The organism is Ideonella livida (assembly GCF_010499455.1).
Lineage (GTDB): Bacteria > Pseudomonadota > Gammaproteobacteria > Burkholderiales > Burkholderiaceae_C > Ideonella > Ideonella livida.
The window spans coordinates 42,084-61,980 of the sequence record NZ_JAAGOH010000010.1 but is presented as its reverse complement, the minus strand read 5'-3'; the positions used below and the strand labels follow the sequence as shown (position 1 = coordinate 61,980).

At 70.0% G+C, this 19,897-nt stretch carries 18 protein-coding genes; 5 read left to right on the top strand and 13 right to left on the bottom strand.

Annotation, left to right across the window (positions count from 1 at the left end; translation table 11 throughout):
- The first annotated feature begins 29 nt into the window (after nucleotides 1–29).
- The 3 genes from G3A44_RS10140 (at nucleotide 30) to G3A44_RS10130 (ending at nucleotide 3,760) form a co-directional block, all read left to right on the top strand.
- Nucleotides 30–1,763, top strand: coding sequence for a M61 family metallopeptidase (locus G3A44_RS10140; RefSeq protein WP_163457402.1), 1,734 nt, complete (start codon nucleotides 30–32; stop codon nucleotides 1,761–1,763).
- A 70-nt stretch (nucleotides 1,764–1,833) separates the two neighbouring features.
- On the top strand, nucleotides 1,834–2,922 hold the full coding sequence (locus tag G3A44_RS10135) for a DUF3108 domain-containing protein (RefSeq protein ID WP_163457401.1): 1,089 nt from the start codon (nucleotides 1,834–1,836) through the stop codon (nucleotides 2,920–2,922).
- A 49-nt stretch (nucleotides 2,923–2,971) separates the two neighbouring features.
- A complete protein-coding gene (locus G3A44_RS10130; RefSeq protein ID WP_163457400.1) occupies nucleotides 2,972–3,760 on the top strand; it encodes an enoyl-CoA hydratase in 789 nt (262 codons plus the stop codon).
- A gap of 32 nt (nucleotides 3,761–3,792) precedes the next feature.
- On the opposite strand, the gene G3A44_RS10125 is transcribed toward G3A44_RS10130, so the two are convergent.
- From G3A44_RS10125 to G3A44_RS10090, 8 genes are all read right to left on the bottom strand, one after another.
- Nucleotides 3,793–4,338, bottom strand: coding sequence for a chemotaxis protein CheW (locus G3A44_RS10125; RefSeq protein ID WP_203561362.1), 546 nt, complete (start codon nucleotides 4,336–4,338; stop codon nucleotides 3,793–3,795).
- 114 nt (nucleotides 4,339–4,452) lie between these two features.
- On the bottom strand, nucleotides 4,453–5,463 hold the full coding sequence (locus G3A44_RS10120) for a methyl-accepting chemotaxis protein (RefSeq protein ID WP_163457399.1): 1,011 nt from the start codon (nucleotides 5,461–5,463) through the stop codon (nucleotides 4,453–4,455).
- 66 nt (nucleotides 5,464–5,529) lie between these two features.
- Complete coding sequence (locus G3A44_RS10115; protein WP_163457398.1) at nucleotides 5,530–6,006, bottom strand: hypothetical protein; 477 nt, start codon at nucleotides 6,004–6,006, stop codon at nucleotides 5,530–5,532.
- A 35-nt stretch (nucleotides 6,007–6,041) separates the two neighbouring features.
- Nucleotides 6,042–7,790, bottom strand: a complete 1,749-nt coding sequence (locus tag G3A44_RS10110) for a methyl-accepting chemotaxis protein (RefSeq protein WP_310734355.1) — start codon at nucleotides 7,788–7,790, stop codon at nucleotides 6,042–6,044.
- A gap of 78 nt (nucleotides 7,791–7,868) precedes the next feature.
- Nucleotides 7,869–9,569 (bottom strand): methyl-accepting chemotaxis protein, encoded by a 1,701-nt coding sequence (locus G3A44_RS10105; protein ID WP_163457397.1) that lies wholly within the window; start codon nucleotides 9,567–9,569, stop codon nucleotides 7,869–7,871.
- Nucleotides 9,570–9,593: 24 nt separating this feature from the next.
- The gene (locus G3A44_RS10100) at nucleotides 9,594–11,801 is read right to left on the bottom strand and encodes a chemotaxis protein CheA (RefSeq protein WP_163457396.1); all 2,208 of its coding nucleotides are present in this window, start codon (nucleotides 11,799–11,801) and stop codon (nucleotides 9,594–9,596) included.
- An 82-nt stretch (nucleotides 11,802–11,883) separates the two neighbouring features.
- Nucleotides 11,884–12,246 (bottom strand): response regulator, encoded by a 363-nt coding sequence (locus G3A44_RS10095; protein WP_163457395.1) that lies wholly within the window; start codon nucleotides 12,244–12,246, stop codon nucleotides 11,884–11,886.
- 45 nt (nucleotides 12,247–12,291) lie between these two features.
- Complete coding sequence (locus tag G3A44_RS10090; protein ID WP_163457394.1) at nucleotides 12,292–12,759, bottom strand: hypothetical protein; 468 nt, start codon at nucleotides 12,757–12,759, stop codon at nucleotides 12,292–12,294.
- 211 nt (nucleotides 12,760–12,970) lie between these two features.
- On the opposite strand from G3A44_RS10090, the gene G3A44_RS10085 reads away from it, so the two are divergent.
- Nucleotides 12,971–14,122 (top strand): hybrid sensor histidine kinase/response regulator, encoded by a 1,152-nt coding sequence (locus tag G3A44_RS10085; RefSeq protein ID WP_163457393.1) that lies wholly within the window; start codon nucleotides 12,971–12,973, stop codon nucleotides 14,120–14,122.
- Nucleotides 14,119–14,754: a response regulator gene (locus G3A44_RS10080; RefSeq protein WP_163457392.1), complete on the top strand. Its 636-nt coding sequence runs from the start codon at nucleotides 14,119–14,121 to the stop codon at nucleotides 14,752–14,754. Before G3A44_RS10085 ends, G3A44_RS10080 begins: the two co-directional genes overlap by 4 nt.
- A 7-nt stretch (nucleotides 14,755–14,761) precedes the next feature.
- On the opposite strand, the gene G3A44_RS10075 is transcribed toward G3A44_RS10080, so the two are convergent.
- From G3A44_RS10075 to G3A44_RS10055, 5 genes are all read right to left on the bottom strand, one after another.
- On the bottom strand, nucleotides 14,762–15,544 hold the full coding sequence (locus tag G3A44_RS10075; protein WP_163457391.1) for a class I SAM-dependent methyltransferase: 783 nt from the start codon (nucleotides 15,542–15,544) through the stop codon (nucleotides 14,762–14,764).
- A 92-nt stretch (nucleotides 15,545–15,636) separates the two neighbouring features.
- Nucleotides 15,637–17,937 carry a RelA/SpoT family protein gene (locus G3A44_RS10070; RefSeq protein ID WP_163457390.1) on the bottom strand — a complete coding sequence of 767 codons (2,301 nt, stop codon included), beginning with the start codon at nucleotides 17,935–17,937 and terminating at the stop codon, nucleotides 15,637–15,639.
- A gap of 137 nt (nucleotides 17,938–18,074) precedes the next feature.
- Nucleotides 18,075–18,278 carry a DNA-directed RNA polymerase subunit omega gene (rpoZ, locus tag G3A44_RS10065; protein WP_163457389.1) on the bottom strand — a complete coding sequence of 68 codons (204 nt, stop codon included), beginning with the start codon at nucleotides 18,276–18,278 and terminating at the stop codon, nucleotides 18,075–18,077.
- Nucleotides 18,279–18,325: 47 nt separating this feature from the next.
- Entirely contained in the window at nucleotides 18,326–18,964 is a 639-nt protein-coding gene (gene gmk / locus G3A44_RS10060) for a guanylate kinase (protein ID WP_163457388.1), read from the bottom strand.
- Between the two features lie 8 nt (nucleotides 18,965–18,972).
- Nucleotides 18,973–19,881, bottom strand: a complete 909-nt coding sequence (locus G3A44_RS10055) for a YicC/YloC family endoribonuclease (RefSeq protein ID WP_163457387.1) — start codon at nucleotides 19,879–19,881, stop codon at nucleotides 18,973–18,975.
- Nucleotides 19,882–19,897: the final 16 nt, after the last annotated feature.

Genomic DNA, 19,897 nt, shown 5'->3' with positions numbered 1-19,897 from the left:
CCCCATCCGACCGGCAGGAGCCCGAGCCGATGATCACTTTCCGCGTGGACGTGGCCCAGGCGGCCGCACACCGCTTTGCCGTCACCCTGACCGTGCCACAGCCGCCGGCCCGCTGTCGCCTGAGCCTGCCCACCTGGATTCCGGGCAGCTACATGGTGCGCGAGTTCGCCCGTCACCTGGGGCCGCTGGAGGCCCGCCAGGGCGAGGCGGCCTGCGCGGTCCGCCAGCTCGACAAATGCACATGGGACGTGGCCTGCGAGGGCAGCACCGCCCTGGTGCTGCGCTACGAGGTGTACGCCTTCGACAACTCGGTGCGCTGTGCCTGGCTGGAGGACTGCCGCGGCTTCTTCAACCCCACCAGCCTGTGCCTGCGGGTGGAGGGGCGCGAGGACGAGCCCCACGAGCTGCGACTGGGCCAGTTGCCGCGCGGCTGGGACGTGGCGGTGGCCCTGCCACCCGGCCCGCGGCCGCGGACCTGGAAGGCCGCCGACTACGACGAGCTGGCCGACTCCCCGGTGGAACTTGGTCCTTTCTGGCGCGGCCGCTTCGAAGCTTGCGGCGTGCCCCACGAGTTCGTGGTCGCCGGCGCGTGGCCGGGCATGGATGGAGAGCGCCTGCTGGCCGACACCCAACGCCTGTGCGAGGCCCAGATCCGCTTTTGGCATGGCAAGGGCCGCCCGCCCTTTGCCCGCTACGTCTTCATGCTCAACGCGGTGGAGGAGGGCTATGGCGGTCTGGAGCACCGCGCCAGCACGGCCCTGATCGCCAACCGCCGTGACCTGCCGCGTACCGGGATGCCGGAGACCAGCGAGGGCTACCAGACCCTGCTGGGCCTGATCAGCCACGAGTACTTCCACACCTGGAACGTCAAGCGGCTCAAGCCGCGGGAGTTCTTGCGCTACGACTATGCGCGGGAGAACTACACCGAGCTGCTCTGGTTCTTCGAGGGCTTCACCTCCTACTACGACGACCTCTTCCTGCGCCGGGTGGGCCTGATGGACACCGCCCGCTACCTCAAGGCCCTCGCCCGCACCGTCAATGGGGTGGCCCAGGCACCGGGGCAGGCGTGGCACAGCGTGGCCCAGGCCAGTTTTGACGCCTGGGTCAAGTACTACCGCCCCGACGAAAACTCCCCCAACGCCACCGTCAGCTACTACACCAAGGGCTCGCTCGTGGCCCTGCTGCTGGACCTGCGCCTGCGCGCGGCCGGTGCCGCCGGGCTGGATGCGGTGATGCGCCGGCTCTGGAAGGGCAGCCTGCGCCACGGCGTGACCGAAGCCGCCATCCTGGCGGCCGTTTCCGCCGAGGGCGGTCCGGCCTTGGCCGGGGCCCTGATCCAGTGGGTCCACGGCCGTGATCCCTTGCCCCTTGCGCCAGCCTTGGAAGCCATGGGCGTGTCGGTCACCCAAGAGGCGACCGCCCTGGCGCAGCGCCTGGGCCTGCGGATGCAGGAGGGGGCCGAGGGCCTCAAGGTCAAGGTCGTGCTGCGCGGCGGGCTGGCCGAGGCGGCCGGGCTCTCGGCCGGGGATGAGCTGCTGGCCGCCGATGGCTGGCGTTTGCGCCGGCTGGAGGACCTGCGCCAGTGGGTCCTGCCCACCCAGGCCTGCGAGTTGACCGTGGTGCGCGGCCAGCGCCTGCGTACCCTGCGCCTGGCCGCCGAACAGAGCGCCGAGGCCGCGGCCGGCCAGCAGGTCCGCCTGGGCTTGCAGACCCCGTCCGACGCCGAGATCGCGGCCCGACGCTTGGCCTGGTTGGGCGAATGAGCACAGGGCACGGCCGCAGGCGCGGGCCTGCCCAGCGGGGCAAGGCCGCGCGGTGGGAGCCCTCCCGGTGGTGAGGGATCTGCGGGCCCTGGCGGCTTGGCGCCGGCCGCTGTGGTGGGCGGTGTGGGCCGCGGTCTGCCTGGGCCATGTCTGGCTGGGCCGCGAGGTCTCGCAGTCCATGGTGGGCTGGGGCGCCCAGGCGGCCCCGCCCCCGGCCCTGGAGGTGGCCTTTGTGCAGGAAATGGCCTTGAGTGCGCCGCCGGCGGTGCGCCCACCGGCGCCGCCTGCCCCGCCGCCGATCCGCGCCGCGGCGCCCGCCCCGTCGCCAGCGGCTTCCCGGCCTTTGCCGGAGCCCGACGAGCCTGTCGCTCCAGAGGTGGTGGCCGAGCCGGCGACCCCGGCCGCCTCCACGCCTGAATTCGTGGCCGCGGTGGCCGAGCCGGCGTCGGCGGCCGCGCCCGCGGTGGCCGCGGCCGCCTCGGCTCCGGCGGCTTTCGAATGGCCCAGTTCGACCCGGCTGACGCTGGACCTCAAGGGCCATTTCCGCGGTCCGCTCTATGGTTCGGCCCAGGTGGAATGGCGGCGGCAGGGCGAGCGCTACCAGGTGCAGCTGACGCTCAAGGTTTCGCCTGCCTTCGAGCGTCGGCTGCAAAGTGACGGGCTCATCACGGCCCAGGGCCTGGCGCCGCGCCGCTTTGACCAGGTCTCCGAGGCGCCGCTGGTGAGCACCCGGCAGGAGACGGTCCATTTCGACGCCGAGGAAGTGCGGCTGGCCAACGGCAAGACGGTGCCAGCGCCTGCCGGTGTGCAGGACTCTGCCAGCCAGTTCGTGCAGATGACTTGGCGCTTCCTGACCCAACCGGAGTTGCAGCGGGTCGGGGCCACACTGCAGTTCCCGATGGCCTTGCCGCGACGCGTGGGCACCTGGGGCTATGAGGTGGCTGCCCTGGAGCCGGTGGTCCTGCCCTTTGCCACGGTGGACGCCTACCACCTGCGGCCGCGCGCCGAAGGCCGCAAGCCCAACGAGCTGAGCGTGGAGATGTGGATGGCGCCCAGCCTTCAGTACCTGCCGGTGCGCATCCTGATCCACCAAGATGCCGAGACCCATCTGGAGCTGACCCTCAAGCAACCCCCGCTGCAGGCCGCGCCGGCGCGCTGAGGCGCAGGCCTGTTTCCTCCCCCGCAAAAGCAGACCCAAGGAGAAGACGATGAGCCATGAATGCATCCTGACCGAGGTGCGTGGAGACGGTGCCCTCAAGACCGGACTGATCACCCTGAACCGGCCCAAGCAGCTCAATGCCTTGAACGACCAGCTCATGGACGAGTTGGGTCAGGCGCTGCTGGCTTTTGATGCCGACGACGGCATCGGCTGCATCGTCATCACCGGCAGCGAGAAGTCCTTCGCGGCGGGCGCTGACATCGCCGCCATGGCTGGCTTCAGCCACATGGATGCGTTCAAGCGCGGCCACATCTCGCGCAACTGGGAGACCATCCGCCAGGTTCGCAAGCCGGTGATCGCCGCCGTGGGGGGTTTTGCCCTGGGCGGTGGCTGTGAGCTGGCCATGATGTGCGACGTGGTGATCGCTGCGGATTCGGCCAAGTTTGGCCAGCCGGAGATCAAGCTGGGCATCGTGCCCGGGGCCGGCGGCACGCAGCGCCTGCCGCGCGCCATCGGCAAGGCCAAGGCCATGGAGATGCTGCTGACCGGGCGCATGATGGGGGCGGAGGAGGCCGAGCGCAGCGGCCTGGTCTCCCGGGTGGTGCCGGCGGCCAGCTTGCTGGACGAGGCGCTGGCCACCGCGGCCCAGATCAACACCATGGGCCAGCCCAGCGTGATGATGGTCAAGGAGCTGGTCAACGAGGCCTTCGAGAGCGGCCTGTCCACCGGCGTGCGCTACGAGCGCCGGCTCTTCCATGCGCTGTTTGGCACCGAGGACCAGCGTGAAGGCATGGGCGCCTTCCTGGACAAGCGCAAGGCGGAGTTCCGCCACCGCTGAGTGCGGGCGGGGCGCGGCGCGCCCCGACCCGTTCAGCCCATGGCCTCGATCAGGCCCATGTCGGCCGCACTCATCAGGGCCTGGATGTCCATCAGGATGAGCATGCGGTCGCCCACGTTGGCGATGCCGGTGACATAGCTCATGTCCACCACCGCGTTCATGGCCGGGGCCGGCTTGATGAGGTCGTGCGAGAGCTCCATCACGTCCGACACCGAGTCCACCACCGCCCCCACCACCCGGCCGCGGATGTTGAGCACGATGACCACGGTGAAGGCGTTGAAGTCGGCGCTCTCACAGCCTAGCTTCACCCGCAGGTCGATGATCGGCACGATCACGCCGCGCAGGTTGACCACGCCCTTGAGGAAGGACGGTGCATTGGCGATGCGGGTGGGCTGCTCATAGGAGCGGATTTCCTGCACCCGCAGGATGTCGATGCCGTACTCCTCCGCGCCCAGGCGGAAGGTGAGGTACTCGCCATGGGCCGAGGTGGGGGTGGCGGGGGTGCGGCCGCGGGCACCCATCAGGGCGCGTTCGGCCTCGTGGCGGGCCACGTGGGCGACGTCGGTGCTCATGTCCATGGCTGTGTCCTTGAAAAGACGGGGACTCGGAAAGGGTGGGGCCCTTGTGGGCTTATCGGTCGGATGGACCGATGCTGAAGGGCAGGAATTGCGCTGGGGCCGTGTTGTCCGGCTTCAATGGGCCTGCAGCCGGAAGGTGGCCACCAGGGCGTGCAGCTGCCGGGCCTGCTGCTGCAGGCTGTCGGCGGCGGCGGCGCTCTGCTCGACCAAGGCGGCGTTCTGCTGCGTCATCTGGTCCAGCTGCGAGACGGCCTGGTTGATTTGCTCCAGGCCCCGGCTCTGCTCGCCGCTGGCATTGGCCAGTTCGCCCATGATGTGGTCCACCCGCTGGATGGACTGCACGATGCCGCCCATGGCCTGACCCGCCTGCTGCACCTGCGCGGCGCCAGCCTCGACCTTGTCCACGCTGGTGCCGATGAGGGACTTGATCTGCCGGGCGGCCTCGGCCGACCGGCTGGCCAGGGTGCGCACCTCGCCGGCCACCACGGCAAAACCGCGGCCCTGCTCACCGGCACGGGCGGCCTCTACCGCGGCGTTGAGGGCCAGGATGTTGGTCTGGAAGGCGATGCCGTCGATCACCCCGGTGATGTCGGCGATCTGCCGTGAGGCCTGGCTGATGGCGTCCATGGTGGCCACCACCTGATCGACCACCGTGCCGCCCTGGCGCGCTTCCTGGCTGGCCTGGCCGGAGAGCTGGTGCGCCTGGTCGGCGGCCTGGGCGCTGTGACGGACCGTGCCGCTGAGCTCCTCCATCGAGGCTGCGGTCTGCTGCAGGTTGCTGGCGGTGTTCTCGGTGCGCTGGCTCAGGTCGAGGTTGCCGGTGGCCACCTCGGCGCTGGCGGTCTGGATGCTGTCGGCCACTTCGCGAACCTGGCCCACCACCTGGCGCAGGCTGTCCTGCATGCGGGCGAGGGCGCGCAGCATCTGGCCACCCTCGTCCGGGGCGCTGTCGGCCAGGGGCTGGCTCAGGTCGCCTTCGGCCATACGCAGCGCCGCGGAGGTGGCGGTTTCCAGCGGCCGGGCGATGGAGCGCACCATGGCCTGCATCGCCAGGAGAAAGCCGCCCAGCACGGCTGCAGCCGCCACCAGACGCAGGAGGGACTGACGCTGGCCAGCGGCGGCCATTTCGGCATGCTCGGCGTCCAGCCGCTCCCGGTCGGCCTGCGCGGCCTGGCCGATGGCCTGGAGGGCTTAGGCCAGGTCGGGGCCTGCCTGGCGGGTGTAGGCGTGGGCGGCCGCAGTGTCGATGCGGGCATCGCTGACCTGCTGCAGCACCGGGGCGACGGTCTCCCCGTAGCGGCCCAGCGGGGCCAGGGCGCCCGCGCCGGCGGCGCCGGCCTGCTGCAGCAAGCCCTGGGTGGTCTTGAGCTCGGCCTGCCAGCGTTGCTGGCGCTCACGGGCCTCCAGCACGTTGTTCGAGGCCAGCAGCACCTCCTGCTCCAGGCGCTGCAGGCGCTCCACGGCGGTCTCCAGGGCCCGGGCCTGGTCCAGCACCGCCAGCTGGCGGGCCAACTGGGCGTCGGTGTCCTGTTGCAGCTGGCGGTAGGCCGCCGAGGCCCACAGCCCCAGCACCAGGATCGCCAGGGCCACCACGCCCACGCTGCCCAGCAGGCGTTGGCGGATGCTCAGGCGCCGCAGCCAGGGCGGAGCGGTAAGGGAAGGGCTCATGAGGGGGCTCATGGTGGTGTCTGGTCAGGCTGGGCTCAGAAGGTTTCCCACTCGGTCTCGGTCGAAGCCGGGGCCTGCGGGCGGGCTGCGGGCGCGGCGGCTGCCGGCGTGGCGCGGTGGGTGGCCGGTGCGGCCGGGCGGGTGGCAGGCCGGGGCGGGGGCGCGGCGCCACGGCCCACGGGGGCCGACCCGGTGGAGGCCGCAAGGCCCGCCGCCCCCTCCACGCGGTAGCTTGCCACCAGGCTAGACAGACGGGTGGCCTGCTCGCGCAGACTTTCCGCGGCGGCGGCGCTTTCTTCGACCAGGGCCGCGTTCTGCTGGGTCATCTGGTCGAGCTGGCCGACGGCTTGGTTGACCTGGCCGATGCCCTGGCTCTGCTCACCGGTGGCCGTGGAGATCTCGTGGATGGTGTGCGAGACCCGGCCCACGGCGTTGACGATGTCCTCCATGCGGCTGCCGGCGTCGCGCACCAGGCGCGAGCCGTGTTCTACCCGGTCCAGCGAGGCGCCGATGAGGGTCTTGATCTCCCGGGCGGCCTCGGCCGAGCGGCTGGCCAGGCTGCGCACCTCACCGGCCACCACGGCAAAGCCGCGGCCCTGCTCGCCGGCGCGAGCGGCTTCCACCGCGGCATTGAGCGCCAGGATGTTGGTCTGGAAGGCGATGCCATCGATGGTGCCGATGATGTCGCCGATGCGGCGGCTGGACTGTTGGATGTCCTCCATGGTCTGCACCACCTCATGCACGACGGTGCCCCCGGCGGTGGCGGCGTCCGAGGCGGAGTCGGCCAAGCCGGTGGCATGGCGCGCCGCTTCGGCGCTTTGCAGCACGTTGGTGGTGAGCTGCTCCATGGAGCTGGCGGTCTGCTGCAGGCTGCTGGCGGCCTGTTCGGTACGCCCGCTGAGGTCGGTGTTGCCGGAGGCCACCTCGGCCGAGGCGGTCCGGATGCTGTCTGCAGCCTGCCGGACTTCACCCACCAGCCCGCCCAGGGCCGTCTGCATGGTGGACAGGGCCCGCATGAGCTGCCCCACCTCGTCATGGCCACGGGTGTCGATGGGGCGGGTCAGGTCTCCCTCGGCAATGGCCTTGGCCACGTCGCGCGCGGCCATCAGCGGCTCGGTGATGGAGTGGGAATTGAGCAGGGTCAACGGCACCACCACCACCACCACCAGGGCCATCACCAAGCCGAAACTGACCTGGACCTGATGGATCCGGGCCTCAAAGGCGGCTCGGGTCTCGGTCGCCTCGTCATCGACCACCTTGGCGATGCCGGCCACGCGCTCCTCCACTTCGGTCACATGGCCCCGTGCGCGGTCCATCAGCCGGCTGGGGCCGCGCGCCGAGTCGTAGCTGCCGGCGCTCAGGGTGCGGATCACGCCCTGGGTGGCCGTGGCGTAGGCCTCCAGCGAGGTCAACGCTTCGCGCGCCAGCCGGTTGTCCTCGTCCTCCTCGCCGGCCTGCAGCTCGTTCAGGCCTTTGCGCGTCCCCTCCAGCGCCTGCTGCCACACCGCGGCGTGGCGCTGCACGGCGGCGCTGTCCTCGAAGTCGATGACCATGTCCTTCTCGGCCTGGCGCATGCGGCCCAGCGCCTGGCGGATGTCGCCCACCTCATGCAGTTCCGCCATGGAATGCACCATGAAGTGCTGGTTGAGCGACGCCAGGTGGTGTATGCCCAGCCAGGCGGCCAGACCGACCAGGGCGAACAAGGCCAGCACGGTGCCGATGGCACCCTGCATGCGCAGGCGGATGGGGAAGCGCCGCATCCAGGGCGTTGAGGAGGAGGTCACGCAGTTCTCCAAAAGCAGCGGCGCCGGGGCGGCAAGGTGGGAGCGGCCGGCCGCGGGGGGCCGTGCGGTGGGTGGCGTTCAGAACGTTTCCCAGTCGTGGTCGGACGGGGTGGCGGCCGGCGCGCGCGCGGCCGGTCGCGGTGCAGGTCGGGGCGCTGGTGGCAGCGCGGTTTGCCGGATGGCCGGTGCGGCGGCGGGCGGCGAGGCGCCGGCGGCCAGGGGCGCGGGTGGAGGGTCGTCGCCCACCGAGAAGCGGTCCACCGCATGGTTGAGCTGCTCGGCCTGGTGCTTGAGGCTCTCGGCGGCGGCGGCACTTTCCTCGACCAGGGCGGCGTTTTGCTGCGTCATCTGGTCCAGGTGGTTCACGGCGGTGTTGACCTGGGCGATGCCGTCGCTCTGCTCGGTGGACGAGGCGCTGATTTCCGCGATGATGTCGGTGACCCGCTGCACGCTGCCCACGATCTCGCCCATGGTGGAGCCGGCAGACTGCACCAGGCGGGAGCCCGACTCCACCCGCTCCACGCTGGCGTGGATCAAGGTCTTGATCTCGCGTGCGGCCGCAGCGCTGCGCTGGGCCAGTGTGCGCACCTCGCCGGCCACCACCGCAAAGCCGCGGCCCTGCTCGCCGGCGCGGGCGGCCTCCACCGCCGCGTTGAGCGCCAGGATGTTGGTCTGGAAGGCAATGCCGTCGATGACGCTGATGATGTCGGCAATCTTGCGGCTGGCCTCGGTGATGTCGGACATGTTGCTCACCACCTCGCCCACCACCTGGCCACCGCGCTGGGCGGCCTCGGCCGCCGTGGCAGCCATCTGGTTGGCGGTGCGTGCGGCATCGGCGGTCTGACGCACGTTGCCGGCCAGCTGTTCGATGGAGGAGGCCGCCTCTTGCAGGTTGGAGGCCGTCTGCTCGGTGCGCGCGCTCAGGTCCTGGGCGCCGGCGGCGATCTCGCTGCTGGCGTTGCCGATGCTCTGCGTGCTCCGGCGGATGCCTGAGACCATGGCCTGCAGCTGGCGGCGCATCTTCTCCAGGGTGCCTTGCAGATGCCCGATCTCGTCGTGCCGGTCCTGCGCCATGGGGCGGTCCAGATGGCCCTCGGCGATCTGCTCGGCGCCGTGCATGAGCCGGCGCATGGGGCCGATGATGGAGCGGGTCAGGCGCCAGGCCATGACGATGCCCAGGGCCAAGGCCAGCACGCTACCGGCCAGCAGCAGGCGGCGGCTGGTGTCCAGGGCCTGGGCGCCGGACTGGGCGGCCTCCTGGGCCTGGGCCTGCAGGCTCCCCACCAGGCTGGCCTGGGCCGCCAGGTAGGCATTCGCCGCGGGGACAACCTGGCGGTCCACGTCGGCCGCGGCCTGGGGGTCGCCCTCGCCCAGGCGCTTGAGCACCGCGGCCCGGCTGTCGATGTAGACCTTGCGGGTCTGGGCGACCTGCCCCAGCTGCTGGCGCTGGCTGTCGGTCAGCGCCAGGCCCTCGATCTGTTTTTGCAGCTCGTTGATGCGGGCGGTCGTCTCTTTCATCATCGGGTCCAGGAAGGCCTTGAGTTCAGCCTGTCCCCCCGACTTGGCCACGGACAGCGCCCGAGCCAGGTTGGTCTGGGTGTGGCCCTGCCAGGTCACGGCCAGCACGGCCGCGCCCTGGGCCTGGGCAATGTCCTGGTTGAGTCGGGCGACTTGCGCCAGCTGCCACTGCACGCCGGCGGCCATGAGGACCATGAGGGCCATGAGGGTGGTGAAGCCCAGGGCCAGGCGCTGGCCCACGCTCAGGCGGCTTGTCGGCATGTGGGGTCTCCTCGGCAATGGGCCTCAGTGGCGCGAGCGGCGCACCAGGGAGCCGATGTCCAGGATCAGGGCGACCCGCCCGTCACCCATGATGGTGGCGCCGGAGACGTCGTTGACCTTGCGGTAGTTGGCCTCCAGGTTCTTGACCACCACCTGTTGCTGGCCCAGCAGTTCGTCGACCAGCAGCGCCACCCGCCCACCCTCGGCCTCGACCACCACCAGGATGCTGGTGGACTTCTCGAAGTCGAAGCGGGGCACGCTGAAGACCTGTTCCAGGTCGATGACCGGCATGAACTCCTCGCGCACCTCCACCACCCGGCCGGAGTTGCCAATGGTCTTGATCATGCCGTCCTCGATCTGGAAGGACTCGACCACTGAGGACAGCGGCAGGATGTAGACCTCGTCACCCACCCCGATGCTCATGCCGTCCATGATGGCCAGGGTGAGCGGCAGGCGCACCTTGACGCTCATGCCGTAGCCCTCGGCGGAGTCGATCTCCACCGTGCCGCCCAGGGCGGTGATGTTCTTCTTGACCACGTCCATGCCCACGCCACGGCCGGACACGTCGGTCACCACGTCTGCGGTGGAGAAGCCGGGCGCGAAGATCAGGCCATAGACCTCCTGGTCGGTCAGGCTGTCGGGGGCCTCGATGCCGCGCTCGCGCGCCTTATCCAGCAGCTTCTGGCGGTTGAGGCCACGGCCGTCGTCGCGCACCTCGATGACGATGGAGCCCCCCTGGTGCGAGGCCACCAAGGTCACGGTGCCGTGCTCGGGCTTGCCCTTGGCCAGGCGATCGGCCGGCAGCTCGATGCCATGGTCGCAACTGTTGCGCACCAGGTGGGTCAAGGGGTCGGTGATCTTCTCCACCAGGCCCTTGTCCAGTTCGGTGGCTTCGCCTTGGGTGACCAGTTCCACCTTCTTGCCCAGTTTGCTGGCCAGGTCGCGCAGCATCCGAGGGAAGCGGTTGAAGACCATGGACATCGGAATCATCCGGATCGACATCACCGCTTCCTGCAGGTCGCGGGTGTTGCGCTCCAGGTCGGCCAGGCCCGAGGCCAGCTGCTGGCTGATGGGGTTGTCGCCAGTGCGGCTGTTCTGCGCCAGCATGGCCTGGGTGATCACCAGCTCGCCCACCAGGTTGATCAGCTGGTCGACCTTTTCGACCGACACCCGCAGGGTGGTGGAGTCCAGGGCACCGGCGCCAGCCTTCGCCTCGGCCTTGGGCGCCCGGCTGGCGGCCGCTGGCGCCGGCGCAACCGGCGTGGCTGCGGCGGCCAGCGGTGTCGGCTCCGGGGCGGCCACAGGCGCAGGGGCGGGAGCGGGGGCCGCTGCCGCCACGCCACCGCCTGGGGCGCCCGGTGCATCGTCAAAGAAGCCGTAGCCCACGTCCTTGGCGGGTGCTGCCGGTGCGCTGGCGGGCGGCGTTGCGGGGGCGGCGGCGGGCCGGGTGTCGGCGGGAGCCCCGGGGGCCCCGTCGTGGAAGCCGTAACCGGGCCCCATCGGGCCCAGCTGCAGCTGCTCGCGGGCCACGTGGAAGGTGAACAGGTCCAGCAGGTCCGTCTCGCTGGCGTTGCTGACGATACGGAATCGGCGCATGCCGTCCTCGGCCTTGCCGCCGTCCAGCGGCTCGATGGTGCCGAGGTTGGGAATCTCGCGGAACAGGTCGGCCAGGCCGTCGGCGGCCGCCGGATCGGCCAGCGGGCCCACACGCAGTTCCCAGCCGCCCGAGGCGCTGGGCACCGGTACCGCAGCGGTTGCAGGCGCGCTGACGCGGGTTTCCGCCCGCGGGGCGGCAGGAGCCTCCACGGCCTGACCCTCGGCCAGGGCCCGGATGTGGGCCACCAGCTCACGGGTGTCCGGGGCCGGTCCGCCCGTGCCCTGGTGGCGCGCCAGCTGCGCACGCAGCGCGTCGCCGGCCGACAGCAGCACGTCCACCATGGCGGACGTGGGCTGCAGCTCGTGGCGGCGCAGCTTGTCCAGCAGCGTCTCCATCTGGTGCGTCAGTTCCGCCACATCGCTGAAGCCGAAGGTGGCCGCGCCGCCCTTGACCGAATGCGCGCAACGGAAGATCGCGTTCAGCTCCTCGTCGTCGGCGGCGTTGACGTCCAGTTCCAGGAGCCGCTGCTCCATCTGCTCGAGGTTCTCGCCAGCCTCCTCGAAGAACACCTGGTAGAACTGGCTGAGGTCGATGCTCTCGGCAATGCTGCCGCCTTCGTGCAGGGTCTCACCCATGGTGCGCCGCTCCTGTGATCCGGAAACTCTGGGAATCGCGACCACCCGCCCCACCGGGCCGGCGGTCCGCAGGGAGGTCAGCTCAGCGGATGACCTTGCCAATGACTTCGATCAGCTTGGCCGGATCGAAGGGCTTGACCAGCCAGCCGGTGGCGCCCGCGGCGCGGCCGGCCTGCTTCATCTGGTCGCTGGACTCGGTGGTCAGGATCAGGATGGGCGTGGTCTTGAACTTGGGGTTCTCGCGCAGCTTGCGCGTCAGGCTGATGCCGTCCATGCGCGGCATGTTCTGGTCGGTCAGCACCAGGTTGAAGTCGCGCTGGTTGGCCTTTTCCCAGGCGTCCTGCCCATCCACGGCTTCCACCACATTGAAGCCGGCGTTCTTGAGGGTGAAGCTGACCATCTGGCGCATCGAGGGCGAGTCGTCAACGGCAAGGATCGAATGCATCGCGTGTTCTCCGGAGTTCAGTCGGTATGGCGGGGGGCGTGAGGATCAGAACAGCTCGATGGAGCCGGCGTCCATCTCGTCCTGGGTGACGGGGTTGGGGCGGGCGGGACCTTCCTCGATGACGGCGGTACCGTCGTCGTCCTCCTCGCCCATGGCGTCGCGCGCAATGCGGTCGGCGCAGCTGCGCAGCCGTTTCTGCGTGTGGCCGATCAGCTGCGTGGCCATGTCATGGAACTGCAGCGCGGTGATGGCCGAGGCGAGGTTCTGCATCGCCTCATGCACGGCGCCGTGGTCCTGATCCGGCCCGGGGGCGGCAGCCCGCAGGTACTGCGTGATCAGGTGGCTGGCGCCATAGAACTGGGTGGTGAGCGATTCGCTGGCATCGTCGAGCAGGCGCTGCAGGCGCTCCAGGTCATGGCTGGCCACCATCAGGTGGTCCTGCAGGTCCGCCGCGGCCAGCAGCGGCAGGCCACCGCCGGCGGGCTCTGGGACGGGGGCGTCTAAGGCTTGCATCGGGGCTCCGGGTTCACAGGGCGGTTGGGCGGTGGTCATGCGCTGGAGTGGGGTGTGCGGGCCCTGGCGTCAGTCGCGTCCATGGGCTCGGACGTGGCTGATTTTTCGGCAGCCACCCGGTCAATGTTGAATTGATCACGGCGGCAAAACGTGGCCAATTTCCGGTCTGGCTCTCCCTTTCCCTGGCCTGCTGCTGGGTCATACTTGGTGCATGCCGGCCGCGAACACCTCCGCCGCCCTGCGTCCGCTGCGGGTGCTGCACCTTGAAGACTCCGAGCTTGACCATGAACTGGCCATGGCGCACCTGAGCCGTGGCGGTCGCGCGGTGCAGACCCTCCGGGTGGATACCGAGCGCGAGTTCCGCGAAGGCCTGGACCAGCCCTGGGACATCATCCTGTCGGACTACAACCTACCGGGCTACTCCGGCCTGCGGGCCCTGGAGCTGGTGCGTGAGCAGGGGGTGACCCTGCCTTTCATCCTGGTGTCCGGCGAGATCGGGGAGGATGTGGCCGTGGAGGCCATGCGCAACGGCGCCAGCGACTACCTGCTCAAGGCCAACCTGGCCCGCCTGGCACCGGCGGTCGAGCATGCCATCGCCGCACACGAGGCCCAGCGTGCCCGCCAGGCCGCCGACCGTGAGCTGGCCGCCTCGCGCCAGCGCCTGTCCGAGCTGGCCCAGCACCTGCAGACCAGCGTCGAGATGGAGCGCGCGGCCATTGCCCGGGAAATCCATGACGACGTGGGCGGCAGCCTGACCGCGCTGAAGTTCGACCTGGCCTGGCTCGCCCGCCATCCGGCCACTCCCGCCGAGCTCAAGCCCCGCTTTGACAGCGCGCTCGAGACCGTCTCCCACGCCCTGGAGGCCAGCCAGCGCATCATGCACAACCTGCGCCCGGCCATCCTGGAGCAAGGCCTGGTGCCGGCACTGCAGTGGATGGCCAGCCGCTTCGAGCGCCGCACGGGGGTGACCTGCCAGTTCCGCACCAGCCACGACAGCCCGCAGCTGCCCGCCGGCGTGCCCCTGGTGGCTTACCGCACCGCGCAGGAGGCGCTGACCAATGTCAGCAAGCATGCCCAGGCCACGCGGGTCTCCATCGACCTCTCGCTCGCCCAGGGCGTGCTGTCCCTGGAGATCAGCGACAACGGTCGCGGCTTGTCCGATGCCGACCTGGCCAAGGCCCGCAGTTTCGGCATCCGCGGCCTGCATGAGCGGGCCTCGACGGTGGGGGGCTGGGTGGACCTCTCCAGCGGCCGTGCCGGTACCACCCTGATCCTGTCGATCCCGCTGGAGCCCGGAGGCCGACCCGAGGCGGAGGCGGACCTCGACCTGGAGCACGACCCTTCCGCCTGGGGAGCCCTATGACCCGCGTCATCATCTGCGATGACCATGCGCTGATACGCCGCGGCATCCGTGACACCCTGGCCGACGCCCCTGACCTGGACGTGGTGGGCGAGGCTGGCGATTACGGTGAGCTGCGCACCCTCATGCGCAAGGAGACCTGCGATGTGCTGGTGCTGGACATCAACATGCCCGGCCGCAGCGGCCTGGACGTGATGCACGCCCTGCGTGAGGAGGGCTCCACCGTCAAGGTGCTGGTGGTCAGCATGTACCCCGAAGACCAGTACGCCATCCGGGCCCTGCGCGCCGGCGCCTTCGGCTACGTCAACAAGGGCGGCGATCCGGCGCTGCTGGTGCAGGCGGTGCGCACCGTGGCCCAGGGCCGCAAGTACGTCACGCCTGAAATCGCGCAGATGCTGGTCGAGAGCCTGACCACGCCCGAGGTGGCCAATGCCCATGAGAAGCTCTCCGACCGTGAGCTGCAGACCCTGGTGATGATCGCCAGCGGCAAGCGCCTGTCCGACATCGCCTCGGAACTGGCCCTCTCCCCCAAGACGGTCAGCGTGTACCGCGCCCGCGTGCTGGAGAAGCTGGCCCTGGCCAACAACGCTGAGCTCACCGTCTACGCCATCCGCAACGGCCTGGTGGGCGAGTGATCGGGATTCAGCCCGGCGGGGGTTCGCCCGGGGCCGGCGCCGGCTCAAAGGGCGCTTGGTAGACCCACACCGGCTTGCCCGTCACCGTCTCCAGCCGCGCCTGCGGTCGCCAGCCCAGGCACTCGAACTCCAGGCTCACCAGCCAGGCGCCCCGCGCCAGTTCACGCCGGGCCTTGTCCATGGCGCGCGGCATGCTCTCCGGCCTCTGGAAGAGGTAGACCAAGTCCTGCCCCCGCCACGATGCCGCCCAGATGTCGCGGCGCCGCACCCGCAGCCCCGGATGGCGCAGGCGGCAGCCCAGCGCCAGCGGCCAGCTCCATTCCCACCCCTCCAGCCGGGCCTGTGGATAACTTGCACGCAGCGCCCGCAGTCCAGCCCCCAGGCCGCAGCCAGCATCCAGCACCTGGGCGCCTGGCGCCAGCGGCACCGCCTTCGCCAGCTCCTGCAGTGCCCCGCGCGGGGTGGGAAAGAGCGGCGCGTCCCGCCAGGCCCGCGGCGGATAGACCGCCAGCAGCACCACCACCGGCAAGAGCCAGGCGGCCACCGGCACTGCCGGCGCCAGGGCGGCCAGCAGCACGCCCAGGGGAAAGCCCGCCGCGATCAGCAGTCGGCGCCAGCGGTTGGCGCCCAACAGGCTGCCCAGCAGGCCGGTGAGCGTGCCTGACACCAGGCAGAGCCAGCCCGGTAGGCCGCTGCGCCAGGCCTGCAGGAACACGCCCCAGGCCAAGCCCCAGACCAGCAGCGCCGGCAGCGGCCAGAGGCGGGTGATGAGGGGAGACGGGCCGTCCATGCCCGCGGATTCTGCGGACCTTCGTCCGGTCAGATCGGCGGTGGAGCGGCGTCGCGGCGCGCCAGTTCGGCGGTCGGGGCCGGGGCTGGGGATCAGCCCGGTGGGCGCTCGGGCTTGACGCGCGAAGCCCGCAACACCGAGGGGCTGCGCTTGAGCGTCCGCAGCACATCGGCCAGGTGCTGGCGGTCACGCACGCTCAGGCGCATGCGCAACTCCGCCGTCTCTCCGCGGGCCTCATCGCCCATGTCGATGTGGTGGATGTCGGCTTCGGCCGACGCCACGGCCGCGGCCAGACGGGCCAGCGTGCCTTTGTCGTTGCGCAACAGCACCTGCACATCGGTGTCGAACTGGCGCACCGGCTCTTCGGACCAGGCCACCGGGATCCAAAGTTCCTTGTCCCGGGCCGAGAGCCGGCGGGCCACACCGCAGTCGCCGGTGTGCACCACCAGGCCTTCGCCTCGGCCCAGGTAGCCCTGGATCTCGTCGCCGGGAATCGGGCGGCAGCAGGTGGCCAGCGAGACGCCGGTGCCTTCGCTGCCGTCGACCACCACCAGGCTCGGCGGGGTGGCGCCTGCTTCTTCGCCGCCGGCGGCGTAGCGCGCCAGCGTCAGGGTCACCGCATCCGGGCGCTGTCCCTGTTCCTGCATCAGCTGGGCCAGGCGCTTGGCCACGATGGCCGCCACCTTGCGGCCCAGCCCGATGTCGAGCATCAGCTCCGAAGGATTGCGGTTGCCGCTCCACCGCAGCAGGGTGGGCCAGACGCTGGTGCCCTCGGGCGCCGACTCGGGGGGCAGCGCCATGCCCTCGGCCCTCAAGGCCTGGGTCAGCATCTGCTCGCCCAGGGCCTGGCTTTCCTCGTGCTCCAGGTTCTTGAGGTAGTGGCGGATCTTGGAGCGGGCGCGCCCAGTGCGCACGATGTTGAGCCAACCGGGGCTGGGACGTGAGCCGGGGTTGGTGATGATCTCGACCACGTCGCCCGATTTGAGCTCAGCCCGCAGCGCGGCCGGTTCCCCATTGATGCGGGCGGCCACGCAATGGTCGCCCACCCGGGAGTGGATGGCGTAGGCGAAGTCCAGCGGCGTGGCCCCCCGGGGCAGCGCCATGATCTTGCTCTGTGGGGTGAAGACATAGACCGAGTCTGGTACCAGGTCGATCTTGACGTGCTCGAGGAACTCTGAGGCGTCATGGGTCTCGCGCTGGATGTCCATCAACGACTTCAGCCACATCGCCCCCAGCGTCTGCGCCACCTCAGCCGGGTTGGCCGAGGATTTGGTGCCCACCTTGTAGAGCCAGTGCGCGGCAATGCCCGTTTCGGCAATGGCGTGCATCTCCTCGGTGCGGATCTGGAACTCCACCGAGGTGCCCAGCGGATTGACCAGCGTGGTGTGCAGCGACTGGTAACCGTTGGGCTTGGGGATGGCGATGTAGTCCTTGAAGCGGCCCGGCATTGGGTGGTAGAGCTGGTGCAGCACGCCCAGTGCCAAATAGCACTCCTGCCAGCTCTGCACCACCACGCGAAAGCCGTAGATGTCGGTCACCTGGGCGAAGCCGGCATGCTTCTCCCGCATCTTGCGGTAGATGGAGAAGACGGTCTTCTCCCGGCCGCTCACCTCCACCTTCACCCGCGCCTCCCCGAAGGCCTTGTCCACATCGCTGCGCACCCGCTCGACGATGTCGCGCCGGTAGCCCCGGGCCCGGGTGATGGCCTTGTGCAGCACGGCGTGGCGCCAGGGGTGCACATAGCTGAAGGCCAGCTCCTGCAGTTCCCGGTAGAGCTGGTTCAGGCCCAGGCGGTGGGCGATGGGGGCGTAGATGTCCAGGGTTTCGCGGGCGATGCGCGCGCGCTTGTGCGCCGCCATCGCGCCCATGGTCCGCATGTTGTGCAGCCGGTCGGCCAGCTTGACCAGGATGACGCGTACGTCGCGCGACATGGCCATCAGCATCTTGCGGAAGGACTCCGCCTGGCCCTCTTCGCGTGTGGAGAACTGCAGCTTGTCGAGCTTGGTCAGGCCGTCCACCAGTTCGGCCGTGGGCGAGCCGAAGCGCTCGATCAGCTCGACCTTGGTGACCCCGCAATCCTCCATCGAATCGTGCATCAGCGCGGCCATCACCGCCTGGGCGTCGAGCTTCCAGTCGGCCACCAGCGCCGCGACCGCGATGGGATGGGTGATATAGGGTTGACCGCTGGCGCGGAATTGGCCCAGGTGGGCCTCGTCGGCGAATTTGTAGGCGGCCCGGACCTGCTTGAGGTCCTCACGGCTCAGGTAGCCCAGCTTGTCCACCAACTGGGCGAAGGTCTCGACCTCGGGTTCACCCACGAGCGTCGGCGCGTGCCGGCCTCGGGTGTGCAGGGTGGTTGGCAGGATGTCGGTGACGAAGGATCGCAGGCCCATGCCACGAATTTAGCCGAGGAAGGCTGGGGCGGTTGCTGGCCCGCGCCCAAACCTCATGTTGAGGGGGCCGCAAATGACAAAGGGCACCTGGAAAGGTGCCCTTTGAAGGTGCGGACGCGGTGAGGCGGGCTCGCGGCTCAGGTCGGCACGCGGCGCAGCATCTCCACGCCCACCTCGCCGGAGGCGATTTCACGAAGGGCGGTGACGCCGGGCTTGTTCTTGGACTCCAGCCGCGGGGCATGGCCCTGGCTCAGCATGCGTGCCCGGTAGGTGGCTGCCAGCACCAGCTGGAAGCGGTTGGGGATCTTTTCGAGGCAGTCTTCGACGGTGATGCGGGCCATGGCGTGCTCGGGAAGGCTGTGGAGGGCGAGACGGGAGTGCCTGACCTTCAGGCCAGGTCCAGGGCTTGGAACACCCCAGAGCGCGCGCGCAGCTGCGCGGCGTACTTCAGGCGCTGTGAATGGACCACGGTCTTGAGGTCGAACAGCGCCGTCTCGAACAAAGCGTTGATTATAACGAAGTCGAAATGGCGGGCCTGCGCCACTTCTTCACGCGCATTGACCATGCGCTGGGCGATGACCTCAGGCTGGTCTTCGCCGCGCCGGCGCAGCCGCTGCTCCAGCTCCTGCCAGCTGGGGGGCAGGATGAAGATCAGGATGGCATGCGGGAACAGTCGCTTGATCTGCAGCGCCCCTTGGTAGTCGATCTCCAGGACGATGTCCTCGCCGGCTTGCAGGCGCGACTCGATCCCCTTTCGGCTGGTGCCGTAGCGGTTGCCATGGACCTCGGCCCATTCAAGGAACTCGCCGCGGTCCACCATGTCCTGGAACGTCGGGGCGCTGATGAACCAGTACTCGCGGCCGTCCTGTTCCTGGCCGCGCGGGGCGCGTGTGGTGTGCGAAACCGAGACCGAGAGGTGGGAATCCAGCTCCAGCAGGGCCTTGACCAGGCTGGATTTGCCGGCGCCGCTGGGCGCCGCCACCACGAAGAGGTTGCCGGGGGTTTCGAGAAGGGTGTCGGACGTCATGGTCGGCGTCATTCGATGTTCTGCACCTGTTCGCGCATCTGCTCGATGGCAACCTTCATCTCCACTGAGATGGCGGTGAGTTCCAGGGCGGCGGACTTGGAGCCCAGGGTGTTGGCCTCGCGGTGCAATTCCTGGATCAGGAAATCCAGCCGCTTGCCGACTTCGCCGCCGCCCTGGAGCAGGCGCTCGATCTCGTCCAGGTGGGCCTTCAAGCGGGCCAGCTCCTCGGCTACGTCGATGCGGATGGCGAAGGCGGCAGCCTCGGACAGGGCACGGTCGCGCGCGTTCTCGGCGGAGACGGCTTGGCCGGCGCCGGCGCTGGCCAGGGCCTCGTTCCAGCGCTCCAGGAAACGTTGCTGCTGGCGCTGCACCACCGCGGGCACCAGCGGCTCGGCCTGGAGCGCCAGGCTCCGCAGGGTCCGAACCCGCTCCAGCAGGATGCCCACCAAGCGTTCACCTTCCCGGGCGCGGGCATCGCGCAGGGCCGTCAGGGCCAGGCGCGCCGCCTGCAGCACCAGCTCGTCCTGACGGGCCGGCGCACTGGCCTGCTGCCCCCGGCTCCACTGCAGCACCTCATGCACCGACAGGGGCTGGGCGCGCGGCATCCAGCCCGTGACGGCGGACTCGATGCGGGCCAGGCGGTTGAGCAGCTCCGCGCTGGGGGTGGACAGGCTGTTGTCCTCGCCGCGGGCGGACTGCGCGCGCAGCTCCACCTTGCCGCGCTTGAGACCGCCCTGGATGAGCTCGCGCAAGGCGGGCTCACACTGCCGCAGCTCGTCGGGCATGCGGAAGGACAGGTCCAGGAAGCGGCTGTTGACCGAGCGCAGTTCCACGCTCACGCCAGATGCGGTGGCTTCGCCCTCGGAGACCGGGGCGGCGCTGGCGCTGCCAAAACCGGTCATGCTGTAAACTGGCATGGAGGTGCTGCTGTAA